Source organism: Chitinophaga sp. XS-30, assembly GCF_008086345.1.
In the GTDB taxonomy this organism is placed as follows: Bacteria; Bacteroidota; Bacteroidia; order Chitinophagales; family Chitinophagaceae; genus Chitinophaga.
The window spans coordinates 3,079,399-3,100,998 of the sequence record NZ_CP043006.1 but is presented as its reverse complement, the minus strand read 5'-3'; the positions used below and the strand labels follow the sequence as shown (position 1 = coordinate 3,100,998).

Genomic DNA, 21,600 nt, shown 5'->3' with positions numbered 1-21,600 from the left:
AAATCATATCAGCAGTTACAAATAATAAAATAAATCTATATTTGTACTCCTAAAACCCTTTCATTTATGCCTAACAGTCAGGAGTGGTTGTTTATTATTCTGGGAGCCGGCGCTATCGTACTGGTAATCTGGACGCTTAAAGATTCATTGAAGAAACCGGAGAAAACCGACCCTGCCACTACTGCACCAGTTGCAGCGGACCCGCGCAACGTTGCACTGCCGCTGCAATTGCAGGCTTATGAAAGGATCGTGCTGTTCGTAGAGCGCATTTCCCCTCAAAGCCTGATCAGCCGGATCAACCAGCCCGGCTTCACGGTGCTGGACATGCAGATCGGCATGGTATCCAACATCAAATCCGAATACGATCATAATGTTTCCCAGCAGATCTATGTCACGCAGCAGGCCTGGGAAGCTGTAAAAACAGTGAAGGAACAAACGATCTCCATCATTAACCAGATAGCGCTGAAACTGCCGCCTGATGCGCCTGCCATCGAACTGAACAAACAAATACTGGAACTGTTCATGCAGCAAAAGGAATCGCCTGCGGATATTGCCGCAGCGATCATCAATGCGGAAGCGAAGCGATTGATGAAGGGATAACAGTGAAAAGCTGCCGCCAACGTTGAAGCCAGGAGTTGCCGTCAGAGATTCTTCTTTTTGATCACCTCGTTCAACAGGTAACTGTTACCGTTAAAACGGATATACAACGGCGTGGACCGGTACCAGGGATGCCCGTCTTCCCTTTTATGCACCTGGATGTGCAGATGCGGCTCACTGCTGAAACCGGAATTACCCACCCGCCCGATCGGTTGCCCGGTGGTCACCCTGTCCCCTTCTTTTACCATCACGCTGTTCATTTTCATATGCCCCATGAATACGGTATAGGTATCCGTTTCAATCACGACCATATTGGTGTTCTTCGGGCCACGGTCCATATTCGGAGGAATATTATCCGGGTTGCTGCCATGCGCACGTACAACCCTTCCGTTGCAGGGGCTGTAAATGGTATCCCCGAATATGGCATAATCCTCCAGGTTGCGGGAGAACACCGTATTGGCGCGGTTCCCGAAATCATTCAACCTTACAATATCCATCGCGTAAATGGCCCCGCGCAGGCTGAAATGAAAGAGGTTGGTAGGCAAGCCTTTGCCGCCCTGTATCACGAAATACCGTCCCTTTTTCAACGGAAAATCCAGATCTACCCGCTCCGGCACTCCTGTGGTGCCCGTGAAATACAGGATACAGCAGGTGCCGAAAAAAAGGATGAGCACTACCTTGTAGAGCGCATTCGTAGCCCGCAGCACCCGCTTCCGCTTCCAGAGGAAATACAGCCCCAGCAGCAGGTACGATACGCCAAAAACATACTTCGCATAAATGCTCAGGAATACCCAGGTACCATAGAGATAGATGAACAGGCCGAGGGAAACGGACAGTAATGCTGTTAATATGCCATCCCGCAGCGGTTTCCTGCTCGCTTTGCGCAGTAGTGTTATACTCAGTACCCCCAATCCTATCGTAATAGCCAGCAATAAATAGGTGATCATAAACCAGTCAACAAATTTTATCGCAATTTATCGTTTTTAAAGTAACATTGTGCCTATGGAAAAGAAGATCAGGACCGATTCGGATATTGCAATACAGCCCTTGTACACCAATCCTGTGCCGATGACGGAAATGCCGGGAAGTTTCCCCTTCACCCGGGGCATCCATGCATCCATGTACCGGGACAAATTATGGACCATGCGGCAGTATGCCGGTTTCAGTACAGCGGAGGAGTCCAACAAACGTTATCATTATCTGCTGGGCCAGGGCGTAATGGGGCTCAGCGTGGCATTCGACCTGCCTACCCAGATCGGGTATGACTCCGATCACCCCATGTCCGAAGGAGAAGTAGGAAAAGTTGGCGTAGCCATCGATTCGCTGGAAGATATGGAGATACTTTTCTCCGGCATCGACCTGGAAAAGGTATCTACTTCCATGACCATCAATGCCACAGGCTTCATCCTGCTGGCACTTTACATTGCCCTCGCAAAAAAGCAGGGGGCGGACCTGCAAAAGATCTCCGGCACCATTCAGAATGATATCCTCAAGGAATATGCCGCCCGCGGCACTTTTATTTATCCCCCGCAGCCTTCCATGCGGCTGATCACAGACATCTTCGACTATTGCAGCCGGGAAGTGCCGAAGTGGAACACCATTTCCATCAGCGGCTACCATATCCGCGAAGCAGGCGCCAACGCCGTGCAGGAACTGGCATTTACGCTCTCTAACGGCAAGGCATATCTGAAAGCGGCGCTGGAAAAAGGGCTTGACATCAATGTATTCGCCAAACGGCTGAGTTTCTTTTTCAATGCGCATAACCATCTCTTCGAGGAAGTGGCCAAATTCCGCGCCGCGCGCAGGATGTGGGCGCAGATCACGAAAGAGCTGGGCGCTACCGACGCCAAAGCGCAAATGCTCCGCTTCCATACGCAAACCGGTGGCAGTACGCTCACGGCCCAGCAACCGCATAACAATATCGTGAGGGTAGCCGTGCAAACACTGGCGGCCACACTTGGCGGCACACAGTCGCTGCACACCAACGGTTATGACGAGGCCATTTCCCTGCCCACCGAAGCCGCTGCCCGCATTGCCCTGCGCACCCAGCAGATCATCGGTTATGAAAGCGGTATTGCCGATACGGTGGACCCGCTGGCCGGATCTTTTTACGTGGAAGCGCTGACCAATGAAGTGGAATCCCGCGCCTGGGACCTGATCGGCAAAATAGACGCCATGGGCGGCTCCGTCAGCGCCATTGAACAGGGGTTCATACAGGACGAGATCGCCCGCAGCGCATACCAGTACCAGCAGGAGATCGAGAACGGCGAAAAGGTCATCGTAGGCGTAAACAAATTCACCGTCAAAGAAGAAACGGCGGATGATGTATTCCGTATAGACGACAGTATCCGTACCCTGCAATCTGAAAAACTGGCATCGCTCCGCACCCGCCGGGACAACCGGAAAGCAAACGACCTGCTGGCTGGCTTACAGGCAAAAGCGCAGACCACGGAAAACCTGATGCCGCTGGTAGTGGAAGCCGTGGAAAACTATTGCACCCTCGGCGAGATCGCAGATGCCCTGCGGAAGGTCTGGGGTGAATACCGGGGTATATAAGGTTCCGTTAAATGCTTATCTTGCAGTTTTTACATTTTACATGAGTCGTATCCAATACCAACAATGCCCGATCTGCGGATCGCAGAAGATCAGCCGGCAGCTTACAGCAAAAGACCATACCGTATCCGGCGAAGCTTTTGACATATGGGAATGCGGCGACTGTACAGGCAGGTTCACGCAGAACATCCCGGATATCCATCACATCGGCAGCTATTACCAGTCCGCCGAATACATCTCCCATTCAGAAACAAAGGAAGGCCTTATCAACAGGATGTACCATAGTGTGCGCAAGATCACCATGCGCTCCAAGCAGAACTGGGTAAAATCCTCCGCCGGCGTAAAACAGGGCCGCCTGCTGGATATCGGCAGCGGTTCCGGCGCATTCCTGCATTACATGCAACAGCTGGGATGGGAAGTGACCGGGTTGGAGCCGGATGCGGGCGCACGGGAGAATGCACGGAAACTGTACAACCTCGATACCTTGTCCACCGAAGCGCTTTTCCAATTGCCGCATGCGCAGTTCGACTGCATCACCATGTGGCATGTGCTGGAACATGTACATGATCTGCACGGCTACCTGGAACAGATCCGCAAGCTGCTAAAACCCGGCGGCGCGCTGCTCATTGCCGTACCCAACTATACTTCTACCGATGCGCGCAGCTACGGCAGCCACTGGGCGGCATACGATGTGCCGCGGCATCTCTATCATTTCTCTCCTGCATCCATGCAAATACTGCTGCAACAGCACGGGCTAAGCATCGTGCAGAAACATCCGATGGTGTTTGATGCGTTCTATGTGAGCCTGCTGAGTGAGAAATACCGTTCCGGCGGAATGATCAAAGCGGGATGGAACGGACTGCGGTCCTACTGGAAGGCCTGGCGGCATGTGGACAAATGCAGTTCAATTGTGTATGAATGCAGGCAGGCGGATTGATACCACCGTGAACGGAAAAATATTTAAAATGGGGCGCTTCCAAACGAATGCGCCCCATTTTATGTTTATGCCGCTTTCCGCGCAGGCACTACGGTTTTCTTTTTCGGATGCACCAGCTTCATTTCGTCCACCAGATGCTTTGCTCCGGCAAACTTGTCGATAATGAACAGCACATACCGGATGTCCACCATAATATTTCTGCAGATAGACGCATCGTAATTGATATCGCTCATGGTACCTTCCCAGGTACGGTCGAAATTCAGACCAATGAGATTGCCGTATGCATCCAGTGCCGGGCTGCCGGAATTCCCGCCGGTGGTATGATTGGACGCGATGAAGCATACCGGCATCTTTCCTTTCTCTCCGTATGGGCCATAGTCCTTTTGCTCCCAGAGGCTGCGCAGCTTTTCGGGCACATCGAACTCATAATCGCCGGGTTTGTATTTTTCCATCACACCATCCAGCGTGGTGGAAATGCCATATTCCACAGCATCCCGCGGAACATAGCCGTTCACTTTACCGTAGGTGATGCGCAGCGTGCTGTTGGCATCGGGATAAAAACGGCGGCCTTTCAGCACGTCCATCTGCGCCTGCATGTAAGCACGCTGCAGCCTGGCGATGTCCGGCTGAAGGGCGTCATACGGCTCCCCGACGTTATCGATAAAGCCATTGCGCAGGCCGATGAGCAGGCGGGTGGCGGGGTCTTTCCATACCGCTTCAGACACGGTATTGAAGGGCTGAGCAAAAAAGGCCGCCAGTTTTTCGTAAGCCGTGAAAGCGGACTGGCTGTACATCCGGGCTGCAGTGGCCTTCCCGTCCTTATTCGTTTCCATCCACACCTGGTATCCTTCTCCGCCGATCATACGGGACGGCACTTCTGAAAAATAGATATCCAGCAAGGCGGCAGCCACCTCCCGGTCCACATCATTATTGTAATTGCTGTACAGCGATTTCATTTTGGCGAGGAACTGCTCCCGCAACTCATCGTAGTGGCTTTCGCCTTTAACACGCGTCTCCTGCAGCATAGTTACCGCATCATTGGCAAAGTTCAGCATCTCTACGTTGCGGGTCAGTTCGATATAGTGATCGCGGGCTACCGCAAAAGGAGCGGACTGTTTGTAGAGGATGTTCAGCGAATCCAGCACATTGCGCTGCGCGGGGCTGGCCAGCTGGCGGAAACGCTCCTCATATTTCAGCTTCCGCTGAATACCGCCGGTAGCACGCACCCCCTGCATCTCCCCGATCCATTTCTTCCAGGCATTGGCCGTGCCGGCGAATTTGGAAGCATATTGTATCTTGATCTGCTCATCTTTACGCATGAACCCGTCGATCACTTTCAATGCCGCATCGCGCATGGCCACTTTGGCGGGGTCCTGCCCTTCCACGGTGAGCTTCAGCGCTTCGGAAGGCAGGTATTCGCTGGTACGGCCCGAGAAACCGAATACCATCGTAAAATCATTCTCCGCAACACCATCCAGCGAAACAGGAAGAAAATGTTTGGGGCTCAGCGGCACATTGTCCGGCGAATATTCCGCCGGTTTATTGTCTTTCCCCGCATAGATGCGGAAGATCGAAAAATCGCCGGTATGCCGCGGCCACACCCAGTTGTCCGTATCCGCGCCGAACTTCCCGATGGAAGAAGGCGGAGCGCCTACCAGCCGGATATCTTTATAGGTTTCCGTAACGAACAGAAAGTACTGGTTGCCTTCAAAAAAAGGCTTGATCACTACATCCTGGTAAGTCTCTTTTTTGATATTGCTGCGAACAGCGCCAAGGTTCTTGCCGATAAGGGAAGCCCGCTGTTCTTCGTTCATCTGCGTTGTAACACCCTGCAAAGCCTGCTTTGTGACATCTTCTATCCTCACGATAAAGGTGGCAAACAGCCCTTCATTGGGAAGCTCCTCCGCCCGGTTACGGGCCCAGAAACCATTGTCCAGATAATTCCGCTGAACGGAAGAATGTTTCTGAATGGAGCCGTAACCGCAGTGATGATTGGTGAGCAGCAGTCCCTGTGAAGAAATGATCTCGCCTGTGCAGAAGCCGCCGAAGCTTACGATGGCATCTTTCAGGCTGCCTTTATTAACATTGTAGATATCGGATGCGCCGATCTTCATGCCCATGCCTTTCATTTCCTTTTCATTCAGGTTGGTCAGCAGATGGGGCAGCCACATGCCTTCCGTGGCATTTGCGGCAAGATGCACAAAAAAGAGTACCGGTAAGAGCAGGTACCCGGCCAGATGTCGCCTCATAAGATTGTTTTTAGTGGATCAAAGCGGCAATTTAGGGAAATAACAGATGTTAACAAGGTGTGTTTCCGGCAACTCTTAATGCTCATTTAATATTAACCCTTTACATTTGCTGAAGATACTTCCGATATGACATCGCATCAAGGTCAGTTTTCTCATACACAGCGGCAGGCCGCCTTCGAAGCATCGGTGATCCGGTACTGGGACAAGTTGCTGGGCATTGCCACGGCCAAAACCAACCCTGATGATGCTCCGGACGTTGTGCAGGACGTTTTTCTTTCTTTATGGGAAAAATGGGAAGAGGCCCCCAAAGACGAAACCCTGGAATATTACCTGCTGCACTCCCTGAAACTGCGTATCTACAATTATTATCGCACCACCAGCCGTTACCAGGCCCATCTCAAGGCCCTGGAGCATATGCTGCAGGAGACGCTGGAAGTGGTTTTCGTACGGGAAGATATGCAGGCCCTCCGGGAATCTTTCCTGGATGAGGCGCTGGAAACCCTCTCGCCCTCCCAGCGGCAGCTTTTCCTGCTGCGGACCCGCCACCAGTATTCCTACCGCAAAATCGCGCAACTACTTAATATTGAACCCGCTTCCGCGCGGGTGCTGTATGCCCGGGCGCTGCAACAGGTGAAATCCTACATCCACGCCAACCCTGCTCTGGCAGCCCGTTTAATGTCAGCCCTCATTTTGTTTACAATTCCTTAATCCAGGCTGAGTTAACATTTTTGCGGCACCGGGTATTCTTTTGTAGATGGAATCACAAAAATACCCCGGGGCCAAAGCCCTATTGGAAAAATTTCATGCCGGCAAATGCACGCCCGAGGAACTGGCTTTGCTGGACGAATGGTATGAAAGCCTGGGCAACGGGCAAACGGAAGGCCTGTCTCCCGAAGAGACTGCCGCAAAGCGGGAAGCCTTCCTGGCCGGTTTCCGCAGCAGCCTGCCGCAGCCCAAAACTTTCCGGCTATTCCCCCCAGCCGTGAAACGCATGCTGGCCGCTTCCGTTGTTTTAACAGCGGGGCTGGCCTTTGCCTGGATGTATTCCCGCCGCACACCGCCGCCACAATCCGAAAACAACGCCATGCTCGTGCAAAACGGCTCAGGAACGATCAAAAAGGTCATCCTGCCTGACAGTTCCGAAGTATGGCTGAACGCCAATGCCTCCCTACGCTGGGAAGAAGATCCGCTAACGCAGGAACGGCACATCGCGCTGACAGGGGAAGGATTCTTTGAAGTGCATAAAGACAGCCGCCGGCCTTTCATTATTCATACCCGGGACCTGACGATCAGGGTGCTGGGAACCGCCTTCAGCGTGGAAGCCTATCCCGGTGAAAAAATGAGCCGGGTATCCCTGCTGAGCGGAAAAGTGCAGGTATTGGCCAGGACGGACAGTGCGGTAAAGACCATCCTGGAACCCGGTTATGCCGCCAGGTATGATCCAGAAGGCAGCCGCATGCTGATTGCGAAAGAAGATATGAAACTGGCTACCACCTGGAAGGAAGGAGGATTTACAGCCTCCGGCCTCTCTGTACATGACGCCATGGTGCGCCTCTGCGAAAAGAACGGCTACAGCGTGCGCTGGGTGAATAAAAAAGATATAGAGAAAAATATCACGGTGGCCTTCCCCCCGCAGAGTTTTGAAAAAATGCTTGGCAACCTGTGCTACATGAATCACAAACGGTTCAGGATTTCCGGCAAGCTGGTAACTATTTATTAATACGCAGGGCTCCTGGAGTATCCCTGTAAAAACAACACATCATGAAGAAAACATTTACCAAACCGGAACAGCATGCCCACCGGCAACGGACGGCTGTTCCCACATTGTTGCGCCTCTGCCTGTTCATGGGCCTGCTCATGCTGTCTGCCTCCGGTTTCAGCCAGCAGACTACCCTGAATGAACGTGTAAAACTGAGCATCAGCAAAGCGTCTCTTTCCAGCGTACTGGACGCGCTTGACAAACAAAGCCGCTATTCCTTCAGCTTCATCACCGGCGATTTCGACAAGATCATGGTGAACGACTACCAGGCGGACAATATTACCCTGGGAGAAGCCCTGAACCTGCTGCGCACAAAAGCCGGCATCGAGTTCAACATCAGCAATACTTCCATACTTTTTCGCAAGGCAGCAGAAAGCGCTGCGAGCACCCCGGTCCAGTCTAAAGACCGCAAGGTGAAAGGCCGCGTGGCCACTTCAGACGGCGAAGCCGTTCCGGGTGTTACCGTATGGGTAAAAGGCACTGAGAAAAGAGCGATAACCGATGCCAACGGCCAATACGAGATCACTGTCAGCGAAGGCGATGTGTTGCGCTTCAGCTCTGTGGGCTTCGAGAACCGGGAACTGCCGGTTGAAAAGTCAGGCGAAATGGACGTAGTGCTGGCCAACAGCCGCCAGTCACTTAACGAAATAGTGGTGCTCGGTTACGGTACTGCCAAGAAATCGGACCTTTCCGCTGCGGTTTCTGTGGTACCTGATATGGAGCAGATCCGGAGCCGCCCTGTGCTGAATGTGCCTGCCATGATACAGGGCAAGGTAGCCGGCGTAACCGTGGTGAACAACGGCGGTCACCCCAACAGCACACCCAAGGTAACGATCCGCGGCGTAGGCTCAAGGGCAACGGAAAGCGTACTGTATGTGGTAGATGGTGTTCCCAATGCTCCCTACAATCCCGCTGACGTAGAGTCCATCACCATACTGAAAGATGCGGCTTCCGCGGCCATTTACGGCGCTTTCTCCGGCTCCGCGGGTGTTATCCTCATCACTACGCGCCAGGCCAGAAAAGGGGCACCAGGTGTTGAATATACCGGCTTTACCGGCATCAAGAATGCCTGGAGGCTGCCGCAATCCCTGCGCGCAGAAGATGAAGCAAAGGTTTCCAACCTCGCCTATACCAATGCCGGCCTCACTCCGCTCAGCGGCTGGGATGCTTCCCTGAACCCCTACGCCCAGGTTACCCGGACGGACTGGGTGGATGAGATATTCCGCACCGGCATCGTTCAGCGGCACACCGTTAGCGTGAACGCGGGAACGGACAAATTCTCCACCCTCCTGCAGGCCCGGTATGAAAACGAAGAAGGCACCCTTATCAATACCTACAACAAAAACCTTTCACTCCGCCTCAACGCCTTCTACGAATTCAGTCACAACATCAAACTCCGCCAGGAACTGTTCTGGAACAATAACGATAACCGCGGTACGGAAACATCCAGCGGGTACAGCGGCAGCATTCTCTCTGCGATCTACATGCCGCGTTCCGCCACGCCGTATTATGAAGATGGATCATTCGGCGGCGTAGGCCCCCGCGAATCCAGCTACCTGGGCATACACGGGGATGCTATCAATCCCGTGGCTACCCTGCTGCGGAACAGGCCTTTCAATAAAGGCAACGACCTCCAGTCCGTAACAGAGCTGTCTGTGTCCGAGATATTCAAAGGCCTCAGCTTCCTCACCCGTTTTGCTTACCGCAATAACAGTTCGCTGTGGAAAAACTTTGAACCGCGCAGGACCGAGCCGGGCAAGCCGAACAACCAGAACACGCTTTCCTACTCCACCAACCGGGAGTATAGCTGGATATGGGAGAACACGGCCACTTACAACCGCATCTTCGGCAAACATAATATCGGCGCCATGGCATCCGTGACGGCGCAGGAAAACGGCGCACGTTCCTTCAGTGCCGCTGCGAAAGGCATCGAGAACGAAGCAGACTGGTCAAGGTTTTTCATCAATGCCAGCATCTTCGATCAGAACCGCCCGACGGACAATCAGTGGGAAGACCGCAACCTGTCTTACGTCGGAAGGATCTCCTATAGCTGGGCAGACCGTTACTTCGTTACCGGCAGCTACCGTTATGATATCGCCGGCCGCCTGGCGGCAGACAACCGGGTGAAAGGTTTCCCCGGCATCACCGCAGCATGGAAGCTCAGCTCCGAACCTTTCTTCAATGTGAAGGGGGTAGACCTGATCAAGTTCCGCGCCAGCTGGGGACGTATCGGGAACATCGGTTCCGTTGGCCTGTACTACGGTTATCCGAAACTCAGCTCCAACCATAACTTCCAGGTGGGAGAAACATCGCCGCGGTCCAACGCGCTGTACATGAACAGCCTCTACAATCCCAATCTCAGCTGGGAAACATCCAGGCAATCGGATATCGGTCTGGATATCAGCCTGATGAACGAAAGGCTGAGCATTACCGCCGATTACTTTGATAAACTCACTTACGATCTCATCAAATTACAGGATACCGACTGGCCCAATACTTTCGGTTTCGGCGCACCGCTCATCAACCAGGGCGAGATCCGCAACACCGGTTTTGAAGTAGCCGCCAGCTGGCGGGACCAGGTGGGCATGCTGCAATACGAGATCGGCGGCAATATCGCCACGCTGAAGAACAGGGTAGCTTATATCGATGACAATGCCAACTCCTTCTGGTCGCACGGCGATGCCTGGAGAGGCGTATTGAATCCTTACCGCTCCGTAGTTGATCAGCCTTATTATTCCTACTGGCTGATCCGTAGCGATGGCATCTTCCAGTCAGACGCAGAAGCGGCTGCCTATTCAAAAGACGGCACACGCATACAGCCGAATGCAAAAGCAGGTGACCTGAAGTTCATCGATGAGAACAATGACGGCCAGATCAATGATGCGGACCGGGTATTCATGGGCAGCGCTTTCCCGAATTTCACCTACGGGTTCACCGCTAACCTCACCTGGAAAAATTTCGATCTCAGCATGTTCTTCCAGGGCGTAGGCGGCGTGAAGATCTTCCATGCCTTCAAGCAATCCACCCTCAACGGTTCCGAACAGGGATACAACCGCTGGGATAAAATACTGGATGCCTGGTCTCCGGAAAACACCAGCTCGGACATCCCGCGCATTTCTGCCAACGACCCGAATAAAAACTTCCAGACAGTGTCCGACTGGTATCTTGAAGACGGCAATTACCTCCGGCTCAAGAACCTGCTGATCGGGTACACTTTCCCTAAAATGTCCTGGAACTCCGGTCTCCGTGTGTACGTGAGCGCTGACAACCTGCTCACCTTCACCAAATACACCGGCATGGACCCCGAGGTAGGCGGTATAGGCCTGGATGGCGGTCAATTCCCGCTGTCGCGCATATTTTCCGTAGGTGTTAAACTGAACCTCTGATAAACCAACAGCATCATGGCGCATCCGGTAGCCGGATGTGCCATCCGATCTGATCAAGCAAAAAAACTTAAACGGATGAAAAAGACACTTTATCATATTATATCGCTGACACTGCTGCTGACAGGCCTGAGCGCCTGCACAAAGGATTGGGTGGATACCAAACCCAACGGCGAACCTACTACCGCTTTTTTCTGGCAAAGCGATGAAGATCTCGAAAAGGCTGCAGCCAGCCTGTATGTTCCCATGCGCTACGAATCCACCTGGGGCCGTGACCTCTTCTGGATACAGGTAGCGAGCGATGACCTCGTTGTAGGTCGCGTAAAAGCGGAAGCGGAGAATATCAAGAACTTCATTCCCTCCGGCCGCGAAGGTTATCTGACCACTGCATGGAACGATCTGTACTGGCTGATCAATAAATCCAACCAGATCATCGAAGGTATTCCCAATGCTGTGAATGTTTCCGAATCCGTTCGTGACCGCACACTCGGGGAAGCCTATTTCATGAGAGGCTTTGCGCATTTCTGGATCGCGTATATCTGGGGGCATGAAGACCAGGGCGTACCTTTCGACGGGCCGGAGTTTGAAGGTTATGGCGACCGCATTCCGCCGCAGCTGGCATCTGTAAAAGACAACTATGCACAGATCGTCCAGGACCTGGAGAAAGCTGCAGAACTGCTGCCTTTCTTTGAAACCTATGACGCTGCAAACCGAGGCAGGGCACACAAAGCAGCCGCCTGGGCCTACATGGTGAAAGCATATGCTTATTGGGCGGATTACGATCAGACCAAATGGGAACCGGTGCCTGCTTTGTGCGACAAGATCAGGGATGAGGGCAACCGCGGGCTCGTTACCGGTATGGGCAGCGGTGAGCAGAACTACCGCGCCGTATTCACCATCGCACAGAACTGGGGCCCGGAATACATCTGGTCCGTTACTTCCGGTGTGCAAGGCGGTTCAGAGTTCCCGGGCGTTATCCTGGAAAACAAAGGCTGGGGCATTTACAATGGCTGGGGATACTTCCAGCCCACCGAAGAGCTGTACCAGGAATATGAGGCCAATGACCCGCGCCGTGAAGTGACCATTCTCAAATTCAACGACAAGTTCACCTACTTCGGCGTGGAACGCTCTTACTTCTCCACCAACAGCCTCTCCGGTTTCCAGATCAATAAATACATGGAACCGTACAGCTATGGCAGTGATGAAGATGCGGGCAGCAATCCGAATATCAATCCGAATGGCGACTATCCCACTACCCGCCTGAACCTTCCGCTGATCCGTTACGCGGAGATCCTGCTCTTCAAAGCCGAAGCGCTGATCAACCTCAACAGGGCCGGTGAAGCCACCGCTCCGCTGAACGAGATCAGGAACCGCGCGGGACTGGGAAACATTGGTGTGCCTACGCTGGAAGATCTGAAGCACGAACGCCGGGTAGAACTGGGCTGCGAATGGACCGACCGCCTGCAGGACCTGAAACGCTGGGGTGATTACGACAAGATCAATGCCCCCCTGCACGGACGGAGCCACTCCAACTCCACCGATCCTGCTTCTCCCTATACCATCAAGGAGATCTGGCCGCGGCGCAGCTTCGATCCCGCCCGCCATATGGCATGGCCGATCAACCCGGATGAGATCTCCCGCAGCAACGGGAAATATAATCAAACGCCGGGCTGGAACTAGATCACCGCATTTGCCGGATACTCCTGAAAAAACAGGCCTTCCGGATCATGATCTCAAAAAGGGCTGTCTCCGGATAGGGAAGACAGCCCTTTTCATTCGTGAATCCTGTTTACTATTTTTATACATTCTCTGCTAACCTTTACTGAAATGAAGTATTTGCTCTTCCTGTTACTGCCTTTCCTGACCGGCTTATCCGCTTCTGCGCAGCAGCGGGCCTATAACGCCGCGAATGGCCACAGCCATAACGACTACCGGCAAAACATCCCTTTTCTGCTGGCCTACCATGCCGGTATGGGCTCTATAGAAGCGGATGTGTTCCTGCGAAACGGGGAACTGCTCGTTGCCCATGAAACAGAGGAACTGCCTACGGCAAAGCGCCTGGAAAGTCTCTATCTGAAGCCAATTGCTACAGTCAGGAAAGAGCGGCCGGACACCGCACGGAAACTGCAGCTGCTGATCGATATCAAGGAAAGCTATAAAGACGTGATCCCCGTGCTGGTAAAGGAACTGCAACCCTATTTACAGGATTTCGACCCCGCACGGAACCCTCATGCCGTGCGTATTGTGCTCAGCGGGAATGTACCGCCGCCGGAAAAGTTTGCGGACTACCCGGCTTACATTTTTTATGATGGCCGCCCGGCCACGAAATACAATGCAGCACAGCTGGAGCGGATCGCTATGATCAGCGACAACCTGCACAACTATTCCGTCTGGAACGGCAAAGGAACACCCACACCGGAAGATGCGAAAAAACTGGCCGCCGTGGTGCAGCGCGCACATGATAACGGCAAACCGTTCCGCTTCTGGGGAACGAAAGACAATCCCAACACCTGGTCTGAACTCGAGAAACTGGGCGTGGACTGGATCGGGACGGATCATCCGGAAGACCTGCACAGCTTCTATGCAGGCCGCGAAAGGCTGCAATACAGCAGTCCGGCCACTTACAACATCTATCAACCCACTTACGCAACGGACGGGGCTAAAAAGCGGGTAAAAAATATCATCCTGCTGATCGGCGACGGTATGGGCCTGGCGCAGATACAGGCGGCGCTGACGGCTAATGGCGGCATGCTGCATCTGGGCATGTTCCGGCACATCGGGCTTTCCCGCACGGAAGCCGTGAACTCGGACATCACCGATTCCGCTGCCGGCGGCACGGCCATGGCCAGCGGTAAAAAGACCAATAACCGCTATGTAGGTGTAGATACTGCCGGCAACCCGGTAACCTCCATCCCGGACACACTGGCTGCATACGGCATCAAAAGCGGCATCATCAGCAGCGGCGATGTAACGGATGCCACACCCGCGGCTTTTTATGCGCATCAACCGGAGCGTTCATCCAGCTTCAAGATTGCGGCCGACCTGGAAAACAGTAACATTGATATACTGATCGGCAGTAACCGGAAAAGTTTCATCGCCAACCCGGATGCCGGCCTGATGGAGAAATTGCAACGTAAAGGGTTTGTCTATACCCAGGACCTGGAAACCTATAATTGGGCAATGAGCGGCAAACAACTGGTGCTGCTGCATGATTCCGTTTGCCGTCCCGTTAAAAACGGCCGCGGTGCAATGTTGCAGGCTTCGCTGAAAACCACGGTCCGTATATTGTCCGCGAACAAAAAAGGCTTTTTCATCATGGCGGAAGGTGCGCAGATCGATTATGGCGGCCATGCCAACGATCTTCCGTATGTGATCACGGAATTGCATGATTTCGACCGGCTGGTGGGTGACGCGCTTCGCTTTGCGGACCATGACGGGGAAACACTGGTGATCGTTACGGCGGATCATGAGACCGGGGGGCTTAGCATTCAGGACGCTTCTTACCGCAAGGGTTTTGTACGCGGGCATTTCAGCTCGGATGATCATACGGATATTATGGTGCCGGTTTTTGCTTATGGACCGGGGGCAGCGGAGTTTATGGGGATGTATGAGAATACGGGGATATTTGACAGGATTGTGCGGTTGATGACGGGGCGGTAGGGAGTGAAGGGATATGTTTTTCTATCAGGCAGTTATTCGATTATTTCGAATAACTGTTTTTTTGAGGATGACGGGTGAAGATGAAAAAAACGGTTACCAATCACCACTTGTAGGCTTCAACAATAACATCGCACACCGCCTTGCAATATTCTTCGTCCATCACCCCCATTTTTTTCTTCAGCCTGGATTTGTCCACACCTCTTATCTGATCCACCATCAATTGGCCTTCCGTCTTTTTAAAGATACAATTCACACGAGTCGGGTAACTCCGCATCGTTGTTGTCATTGGAACAACGGTTACGGTATTCAAATATTTATTCACGGGATCCGGAGATACGACCAGGCAAGGCCTTGTTTTCTTTATTTCGCTGCCTTTTGCGGGATCCATTTCAATCAACCAGACTTCAAACCGCTTTATTGCTGCCATTCCCATTCATTTTTATCAGTGCTGTTCTGCAGGCCTTCAAACACATCATTCTCCGGTTTCTCTCCGGCCGCTATTGCTTTTGAAAAAAGCATATCCCATTCCTCTCTGCGGGGAACAGACTTTTCAGGTTTTATCAGTATTCCGTCTTTCTCTATGGTCAATTCTATCTCTCCTTTATCAAGGTTAAATTGCCTGATGAGGTTTTTAGGGATACGAATTCCCATGGAATTACCTATATGGATTAGCTTGGTATGCATAAAAAGTAATTATTTTGTAATTACAAATTTACATCTAATCTTTTTATTCCCAAAACAAAAAAAGGCTACCCCCGCAGGAATAGCCTCTCCATATTAAAATCCGTTCTGATTACAGGTGTATCGCCTCGCCATAAGCCACTTCGATCGCATCTTTCACAGCTTCACTCATGGTCGGGTGCGGATGGATGCTGTTGAGCACTTCCTGGTAAGTAGTTTCCAGCGTACGGGCGGTTACGGTCTGCACAATGGCTTCGGTCACGTTCATGCCGATCATGTGCGTACCCAGCCATTCGCCGTATTTGGCATCGAAGATCACTTTTACGAAGCCTTCTGTAGCCCCTGCGCCAACTGCCTTGCCGGAAGCGGAGAAGGGGAATTTGCCCACTTTAATTTCGTAACCGGCGTCCTTGGCCTGCTTCTCGGTATAACCAACAGAAGCGATCTCGGGTGAGCAGTAGGTACAGCCCGGTACGTTGTTATAGTTAATGGGTGTGGGTTTGTGGTTGTATTTTTTCTCGTTGTAAGCGAAGGCTTCCACGCAAATGATGGCTTCCTTGGAGGCTACGTGTGCGAGGGCCTGACCGGGAACGATGTCTCCGATCGCATAAACGCCGGATACATTGGTCTGGTAATACTGGTCCACCAGCACCTTGCCTTTGTCGGTTTTCACGCCGAGGGTTTCCAGGCCGATGTTTTCGATGTTGGCGGTGATGCCTACGGCGCTCAGTACCACATCCGCTTCCAGGGAAATTTCACCGGTGGCGGTCTTCACTTTGGCCTTTACGCCGGACTTGGTTGCTTCTACGGCTTCCACGCTGGCGTTGGTCATTACTTCGATGCCTTTCTTCTTGTAGATCTTTTCCAGTTCTTTCGAGATATCTTCATCTTCCACCGGAACGATGCGCGGCATGAACTCAACGATGGTCACTTTTGTGCCCATGCTGGCGTAGAAATACGCAAATTCAACGCCGATGGCTCCGGAACCTACCACGATCATGCTTTTAGGCTGCGTGGGCAGGTTCATTGCTTCGCGGTAGCCGATCACAGTTTTGCCATCGAACTTCAGGTTCGGCAGCTCACGGGCGCGGGCGCCGGTGGCGAGAATGATATGTTTTGCCTCATGTACGGCAGTTTTGCCGTCTTTATCGGTCACTTCTACCTGTCCTTTTGCTTTGAGCTTTGCATTCCCCATGATCACATCGATCTTGTTCTTCTTCATGAGGAACTGAACGCCTTTGCTCATTTTATCTGCAGCACCGCGGCTACGCTTGATCACAGCGGGAAAATCCGCTTTGGCATCGCCTACGGTTACGCCGTAATCTTTGGAATGTTGTATATATTCCATTACCTGCGCTGATTTCAACAATGCCTTGGTCGGGATACACCCCCAGTTCAAACAGATGCCGCCCAAACTCTCTCTTTCCACCACAGCTGTTTTAAATCCCAGTTGAGAAGCCCGGATAGCCGCCACGTATCCACCGGGGCCACTACCAATTACGATTACGTCGTATGCCATATTGCTAGATTTTTATAATAAAACTTGGCAAATGTAGCAAAAAAAAGTAAAGTTTAACAAGGTGCGGCTGTATAGATGACAGTGCCGGGAGATAGCAGGCTACATAAAAAGGGTGCCGGCAGCATCCATACCGGCACCCTGGTAACAAAACTATTGTTTACTGCTTGACAAGACGCAGGGTTTCTTTTTTACCTGTTCCTTCCAGCGAGAGAATGTACATCCCGTTGGCGAAAGCGCTGATGTTTCTGCTGATACTGGTTTCACCCGGCATGATGTTCCACACGGTGATCAGTTTACCGTGGGTATCGTACACTTTTATCACCTTGTAAACATCGCCAGCGAAAGTGATCCCGATGTTGCCGCCGGAGGGATTCGGGTACACGATCGTTTTTAACGCCTGTCCTTGCTCCTTATCCCTGCCCGCTGCAGACAACAGATTCTCTCCCTGCCCGGACCCGGTTCCGCAATTGTCGATACTGAACCAGTTGAATTTGAACGTTCCGGACACTACATGTATGCCTGTATAGCTCATCGCCGGCAAGGTGATCGTATCCGTAATGGTTTGCCATTGGCCGCCCGTAGCGGGGATGGTCTTGATACCGAAATTGAAACTGCTGTGGCCCACCTTTACCTGGGCCGGCGCTGTGGAGGATACGCGGAAGCTGATCCGGTATAAACCTGCGGTTGGAATATTCAATGTGTTATAGGCGAAATAGTGCCCGGTTGCAAGCCCAGTAAAGTTTTGCCCGCCGCCTATATCAGTACAGCTTTCCAGCGATGGGCCGGAATGCCGGGCAGAAAAACTCTCTGCCTCGTATTTTGTGTTTACGGAGCAATCATAAATATACAGCAGTGCCGTGTCGGCAAGCCCGGCAGCGGCGGCAGTTACCTCGTACAGCCCAGGCACTGCATTGGCCGTCAACAACCCGGTGGAATCAATTGTATTGCCGGTGCCGGTCACAGACCATGTCAGCGGCGGCAGAGAAGCCGGCTGGTCACCTGCAGTATAACCGGCCGCGCTGAACTGGTACCAGTCACCCGCGCCGAGATGCACGATATCCGGAGTCAGCTCGATCCTGGCCAGCGGTTCGGGTTCTTCCGCGCAATTGTCAATCGTGAACCAGTTGAACAGGAAAGTGCCCGATACGGCATGAATACCGGTATAGGACAAAGCCGGAAGTGTCAGCGTGTCTGAAATGGTTTGCCATTCGCCATTGGTGGAGGGCACATTAATGATCCCGAAAGTGAATGCGCCGTGGCCGATCTTTATCTGGGCTGGCGCTGTGGTGGATACCCGCAGCCGGATATTGTACCTTCCGGGCGACGGTACTTTCAGGTTGTTGTACGCAAACCATTTCCCCGCGGTGATGCCCGCAAAATGCTGTCCTCCTCCCACATCGTCCGTAGCTTCCAGGTAAGGGCCTGCGGCCCGGGAAGATGCGGATTCTGCTTCATATTGATGGTTCACGGAGCAGGTATAACCCAGCTCCACGGCCAGCGTGTCGCTGACAGCGCCTGCTGTGGCCGTTACAGCGAATATCCCCGGCGTATTCCCCGCGGTCAGCACGCCATCCGGACTGATCGTATTGCCGCTGCCGGTAACCGACCAGGATACCGTGTCTGTTATAGGCACCTGCGTGTCATACTGATCATATCCTTTTACCGAAAATTGCTGGGAAGCATGCACAGGTACAATTACCGTGTCAGGCAATATCTCCATCCTGGAAAACTCCGGAACGCCTCTCACTTCGGCAAAAGCGGTTCCTGTCAATGCACCTGAAGTTGCCGTAATGGTGTACATGCCTGCTGAATCGGTCTGCAGAAGCCCGTCAGCAGTGATCTGGCTGCCGGTGCCGGACACAGCCCAGGCGGGAGCGGGAGAAAGCATCAGGTAGTTGCTGTCTGCATCATATCCCCATGCGTTGAATTGTACAGACTGGCCGGCAAAGATCACTGCACTATCAGGCTTTATGACCATACTTTCCGCCTGGTGCGCTGATGCCGGAACAATCTCCAGCCAGTTGAAATTCCAGCCGCCGGTATTTGACCTTACCCGGATCGTTTTTTGCCCCTCGTCCAATACAATGGGCGCGGAGGTAACGGTTGTCCACTGTTGCCATCCACCGCTGGCGGGCAGTTGCACGGTTGTCAGCTCCGTTGTGTCCGTTGTTACGGTCAGCCCCGCGAGCGAATTGGCCGCTATTCTGAACCTGATGCGGTAGGCCTGGCAGTCAGGCACGTCAATATCATATTCAAACCAGGTCTCATTGCTGATATGGCTCATGTTAAGCCCGCCACTGGTATCTGCCGTTGTTTCGGAGCAGCAGGCATTGGAATTGTCAAAATCTTCCGCCTCTATCCTCGCCGGTACCGGCTTGTAATTGGTAGCCCTCACCAGCACATTGGTTGTGCCGGACAAGGTGATGCTGTCATGTACAGCCGTTGCGGTGACTGTGCCGGTGCTGTTGATAGTGGCAAGGCCGGAAGCGCTGATGGTATTGCCACTGCCTGTGATGCTCCATACCGGCGTAATACCATTCATGACATGCCCGTTCTGATCCCGTATTGTTGCTGTGAACTGTTGTGTTGCTCCGGCCAGCACCGATATGCCGGCAGGGGTAACCTCCACCGAATCCAGTACAGGAGTACCCAAACCTTTCTGGTAGACGCGCACATAATCTACCCGCATGCTATCCGGCCAATCAGCGTCCACGATGTTGCCGCCCAGTCCCCCGCCGATGGCAATATTCAGTATGATATAGAACGGTTTGTCGAAAGGCCAGTCCCGCCAGTCCGTCCCGGGATTTACGTAGGTGTAGAACCCGTTGCCGTCATGGGTGAACCGGAGGGAATCCGGCGACCACTCCAGGCCGTACACATGGTACACTGTGTCAAGGTCAGGCAGCATCTCGTTGCCGCCGAGATTGCCCCCGTTCGTCCAGTTCTTGTTCTCGGTATGAACAGCGCACATGGCCTTACCAAAAGTATTGCCCACATGCTCAAGAATATCTATCTCTCCGCTTTTTGGCCAGTTGCCGTAGGTACTGACCGTTGGCATCAGCCAGAAAGCAGGCCATGATCCCCGCGCTCGCGGCAATTTCGCCCGCATTTCCACTTTGCCGTACAGGAAGTCCATTTTGCCCTGGGAGATCACCCGGGCGGAAGACCAGGGTTCATTGGGGTTGCCGTTTGGATAATCCTTTTTTCCCGTGATCACCAGGTTGCCATCCCGAACGACTGCATTATCATGCGTGGCATCCGTGTACACCTGCTGTTCACTATTGATCCATCCTTTTGGCCGGGGGTCAACCGTCCATTTGGATGGGTCCGGCAAACCGTCCGTATCAAATTCATCGTTATATATCAACGTCCAGTCGGGATTACCGTCAAAGACCACGCTTCCTGTTGCGTTGTATGCGGGAATACCGGCATTCACCAGTTCATCTCCATCAACCGTGAGTGTAAGCTCCGTCCTGGAATAGTTGACAGCCGAGTTGCCGCTTAAAACGATGTTCACCGTAGTATCGCTTACCCGGAGGATGTTGCCGACCGAAACACCGGGAGGAAGGCCGGAGATGGTCCAGTTGGCAGGATTGAGGGTTGGCTTGAAGGCGTCACCATTCAAGGTTACGGCAATTACCTTCCCGTCTTCCTCACCCATGGGAATATTCATTTTTGTCAGCCTGATGCCCGTTGGATCGGGCGCCATGATCAGGTCGAAATATAATATCCCGTTTGCCTGCTCGCCATCTATGAACTGGATGGCGATACGGTCAAGATCCGTCCGGCTGCTCACGCCGCTAAAAGTGAATACCGCTTCCTCCCATTGATTGACCTGCTGGATCTGATAGGTCAGGAACACAGCCTGCGTGTAATCATTGGCCGGTTGCAGCTTGAACAGCACCTTCTCCAGTACGTTGCTGTACACGAGCATTTTGAAGGTGCTGCCGCCCGACAGGTCAAACGGCGTCCCCAGCGTGCAAGCCGCCGCCATGTAGGGAGAGCAGGTGGTGTCTTTCGTGAATTTGGCAACATGTGTGCTTGGGTTCACTACAGAGGGGGCCGGGTTAGGTTCGTTGAACACAACTGAGCCCGTCGCATTCGGGCCGGCATTGTAAATCCATTGTCCTGAACCAGGGCCATTGCCCTCCATGTCATCGATCAGCCGTAGCTGGGCAGAGAGCTTGCTATTCCAGTGCAGGATAGTCAAGCATAACAGAATAGTGATCTTTTTCATATCGTGGAACGTTTAGATGGCAAAC

14 protein-coding genes are annotated in these 21,600 nt (G+C 52.9%); 8 read left to right on the top strand and 6 right to left on the bottom strand.

The genetic code is table 11. The features are described 5' to 3' along the window. The first annotated feature begins 66 nt into the window (after positions 1 to 66). On the top strand, positions 67 to 600 hold the full coding sequence (locus FW415_RS12730; RefSeq protein ID WP_148385512.1) for a hypothetical protein: 534 nt from the start codon (positions 67 to 69) through the stop codon (positions 598 to 600). Between the two features lie 41 nt (positions 601 to 641). On the opposite strand, the gene FW415_RS12725 is transcribed toward FW415_RS12730, so the two are convergent. Continuing rightward, the gene (locus FW415_RS12725) at positions 642 to 1,544 is read right to left on the bottom strand and encodes a M23 family metallopeptidase (RefSeq protein ID WP_148385510.1); all 903 of its coding nucleotides are present in this window, start codon (positions 1,542 to 1,544) and stop codon (positions 642 to 644) included. 55 nt (positions 1,545 to 1,599) lie between these two features. Between FW415_RS12725 and FW415_RS12720 the strand changes: the two genes are divergently transcribed. Together FW415_RS12720 and FW415_RS12715 are read left to right on the top strand one after the other, a co-directional pair. Next, positions 1,600 to 3,153, top strand: coding sequence for a methylmalonyl-CoA mutase (locus FW415_RS12720; protein WP_148385508.1), 1,554 nt, complete (start codon positions 1,600 to 1,602; stop codon positions 3,151 to 3,153). 40 nt (positions 3,154 to 3,193) lie between these two features. Beyond that, complete coding sequence (locus FW415_RS12715; RefSeq protein ID WP_148385506.1) at positions 3,194 to 4,087, top strand: bifunctional 2-polyprenyl-6-hydroxyphenol methylase/3-demethylubiquinol 3-O-methyltransferase UbiG; 894 nt, start codon at positions 3,194 to 3,196, stop codon at positions 4,085 to 4,087. Between the two features lie 65 nt (positions 4,088 to 4,152). Here the strand turns inward: FW415_RS12715 and FW415_RS12710 are convergent, their stop codons facing one another. Beyond that, positions 4,153 to 6,336, bottom strand: coding sequence for a S46 family peptidase (locus FW415_RS12710; protein ID WP_148385503.1), 2,184 nt, complete (start codon positions 6,334 to 6,336; stop codon positions 4,153 to 4,155). Between the two features lie 126 nt (positions 6,337 to 6,462). Between FW415_RS12710 and FW415_RS12705 the strand changes: the two genes are divergently transcribed. From FW415_RS12705 to FW415_RS12685, 5 genes are all read left to right on the top strand, one after another. Then, positions 6,463 to 7,044: an RNA polymerase sigma factor gene (locus tag FW415_RS12705; RefSeq protein ID WP_148385501.1), complete on the top strand. Its 582-nt coding sequence runs from the start codon at positions 6,463 to 6,465 to the stop codon at positions 7,042 to 7,044. Positions 7,045 to 7,090: 46 nt separating this feature from the next. Continuing rightward, positions 7,091 to 8,056 carry a FecR family protein gene (locus tag FW415_RS12700; RefSeq protein WP_148385498.1) on the top strand — a complete coding sequence of 322 codons (966 nt, stop codon included), beginning with the start codon at positions 7,091 to 7,093 and terminating at the stop codon, positions 8,054 to 8,056. 41 nt (positions 8,057 to 8,097) lie between these two features. Then, a complete protein-coding gene (locus tag FW415_RS12695; RefSeq protein WP_246859022.1) occupies positions 8,098 to 11,481 on the top strand; it encodes a TonB-dependent receptor in 3,384 nt (1,127 codons plus the stop codon). 75 nt (positions 11,482 to 11,556) lie between these two features. Beyond that, positions 11,557 to 13,158 carry a RagB/SusD family nutrient uptake outer membrane protein gene (locus FW415_RS12690; RefSeq protein WP_148385496.1) on the top strand — a complete coding sequence of 534 codons (1,602 nt, stop codon included), beginning with the start codon at positions 11,557 to 11,559 and terminating at the stop codon, positions 13,156 to 13,158. 147 nt (positions 13,159 to 13,305) lie between these two features. Then, positions 13,306 to 15,138 carry an alkaline phosphatase gene (locus tag FW415_RS12685; protein WP_148385494.1) on the top strand — a complete coding sequence of 611 codons (1,833 nt, stop codon included), beginning with the start codon at positions 13,306 to 13,308 and terminating at the stop codon, positions 15,136 to 15,138. A gap of 100 nt (positions 15,139 to 15,238) precedes the next feature. Here FW415_RS12685 and FW415_RS12680 read toward each other — a convergent pair whose 3' ends face one another. The 4 genes from FW415_RS12680 to FW415_RS12665 form a co-directional block, all read right to left on the bottom strand. Beyond that, on the bottom strand, positions 15,239 to 15,565 hold the full coding sequence (locus FW415_RS12680; RefSeq protein WP_210420877.1) for a type II toxin-antitoxin system PemK/MazF family toxin: 327 nt from the start codon (positions 15,563 to 15,565) through the stop codon (positions 15,239 to 15,241). After that, complete coding sequence (locus FW415_RS12675) at positions 15,553 to 15,822, bottom strand: AbrB/MazE/SpoVT family DNA-binding domain-containing protein (RefSeq protein WP_148385489.1); 270 nt, start codon at positions 15,820 to 15,822, stop codon at positions 15,553 to 15,555. Before FW415_RS12675 ends, FW415_RS12680 begins: the two co-directional genes overlap by 13 nt. 109 nt (positions 15,823 to 15,931) lie before the next feature. Further along, entirely contained in the window at positions 15,932 to 17,338 is a 1,407-nt protein-coding gene (gene lpdA, locus FW415_RS12670) for a dihydrolipoyl dehydrogenase (RefSeq protein WP_148385486.1), read from the bottom strand. Between the two features lie 157 nt (positions 17,339 to 17,495). Next, positions 17,496 to 21,575, bottom strand: a complete 4,080-nt coding sequence (locus tag FW415_RS12665; RefSeq protein ID WP_148385484.1) for a carbohydrate-binding protein — start codon at positions 21,573 to 21,575, stop codon at positions 17,496 to 17,498. Between the last annotated feature and the right edge of the window lie 25 nt (positions 21,576 to 21,600).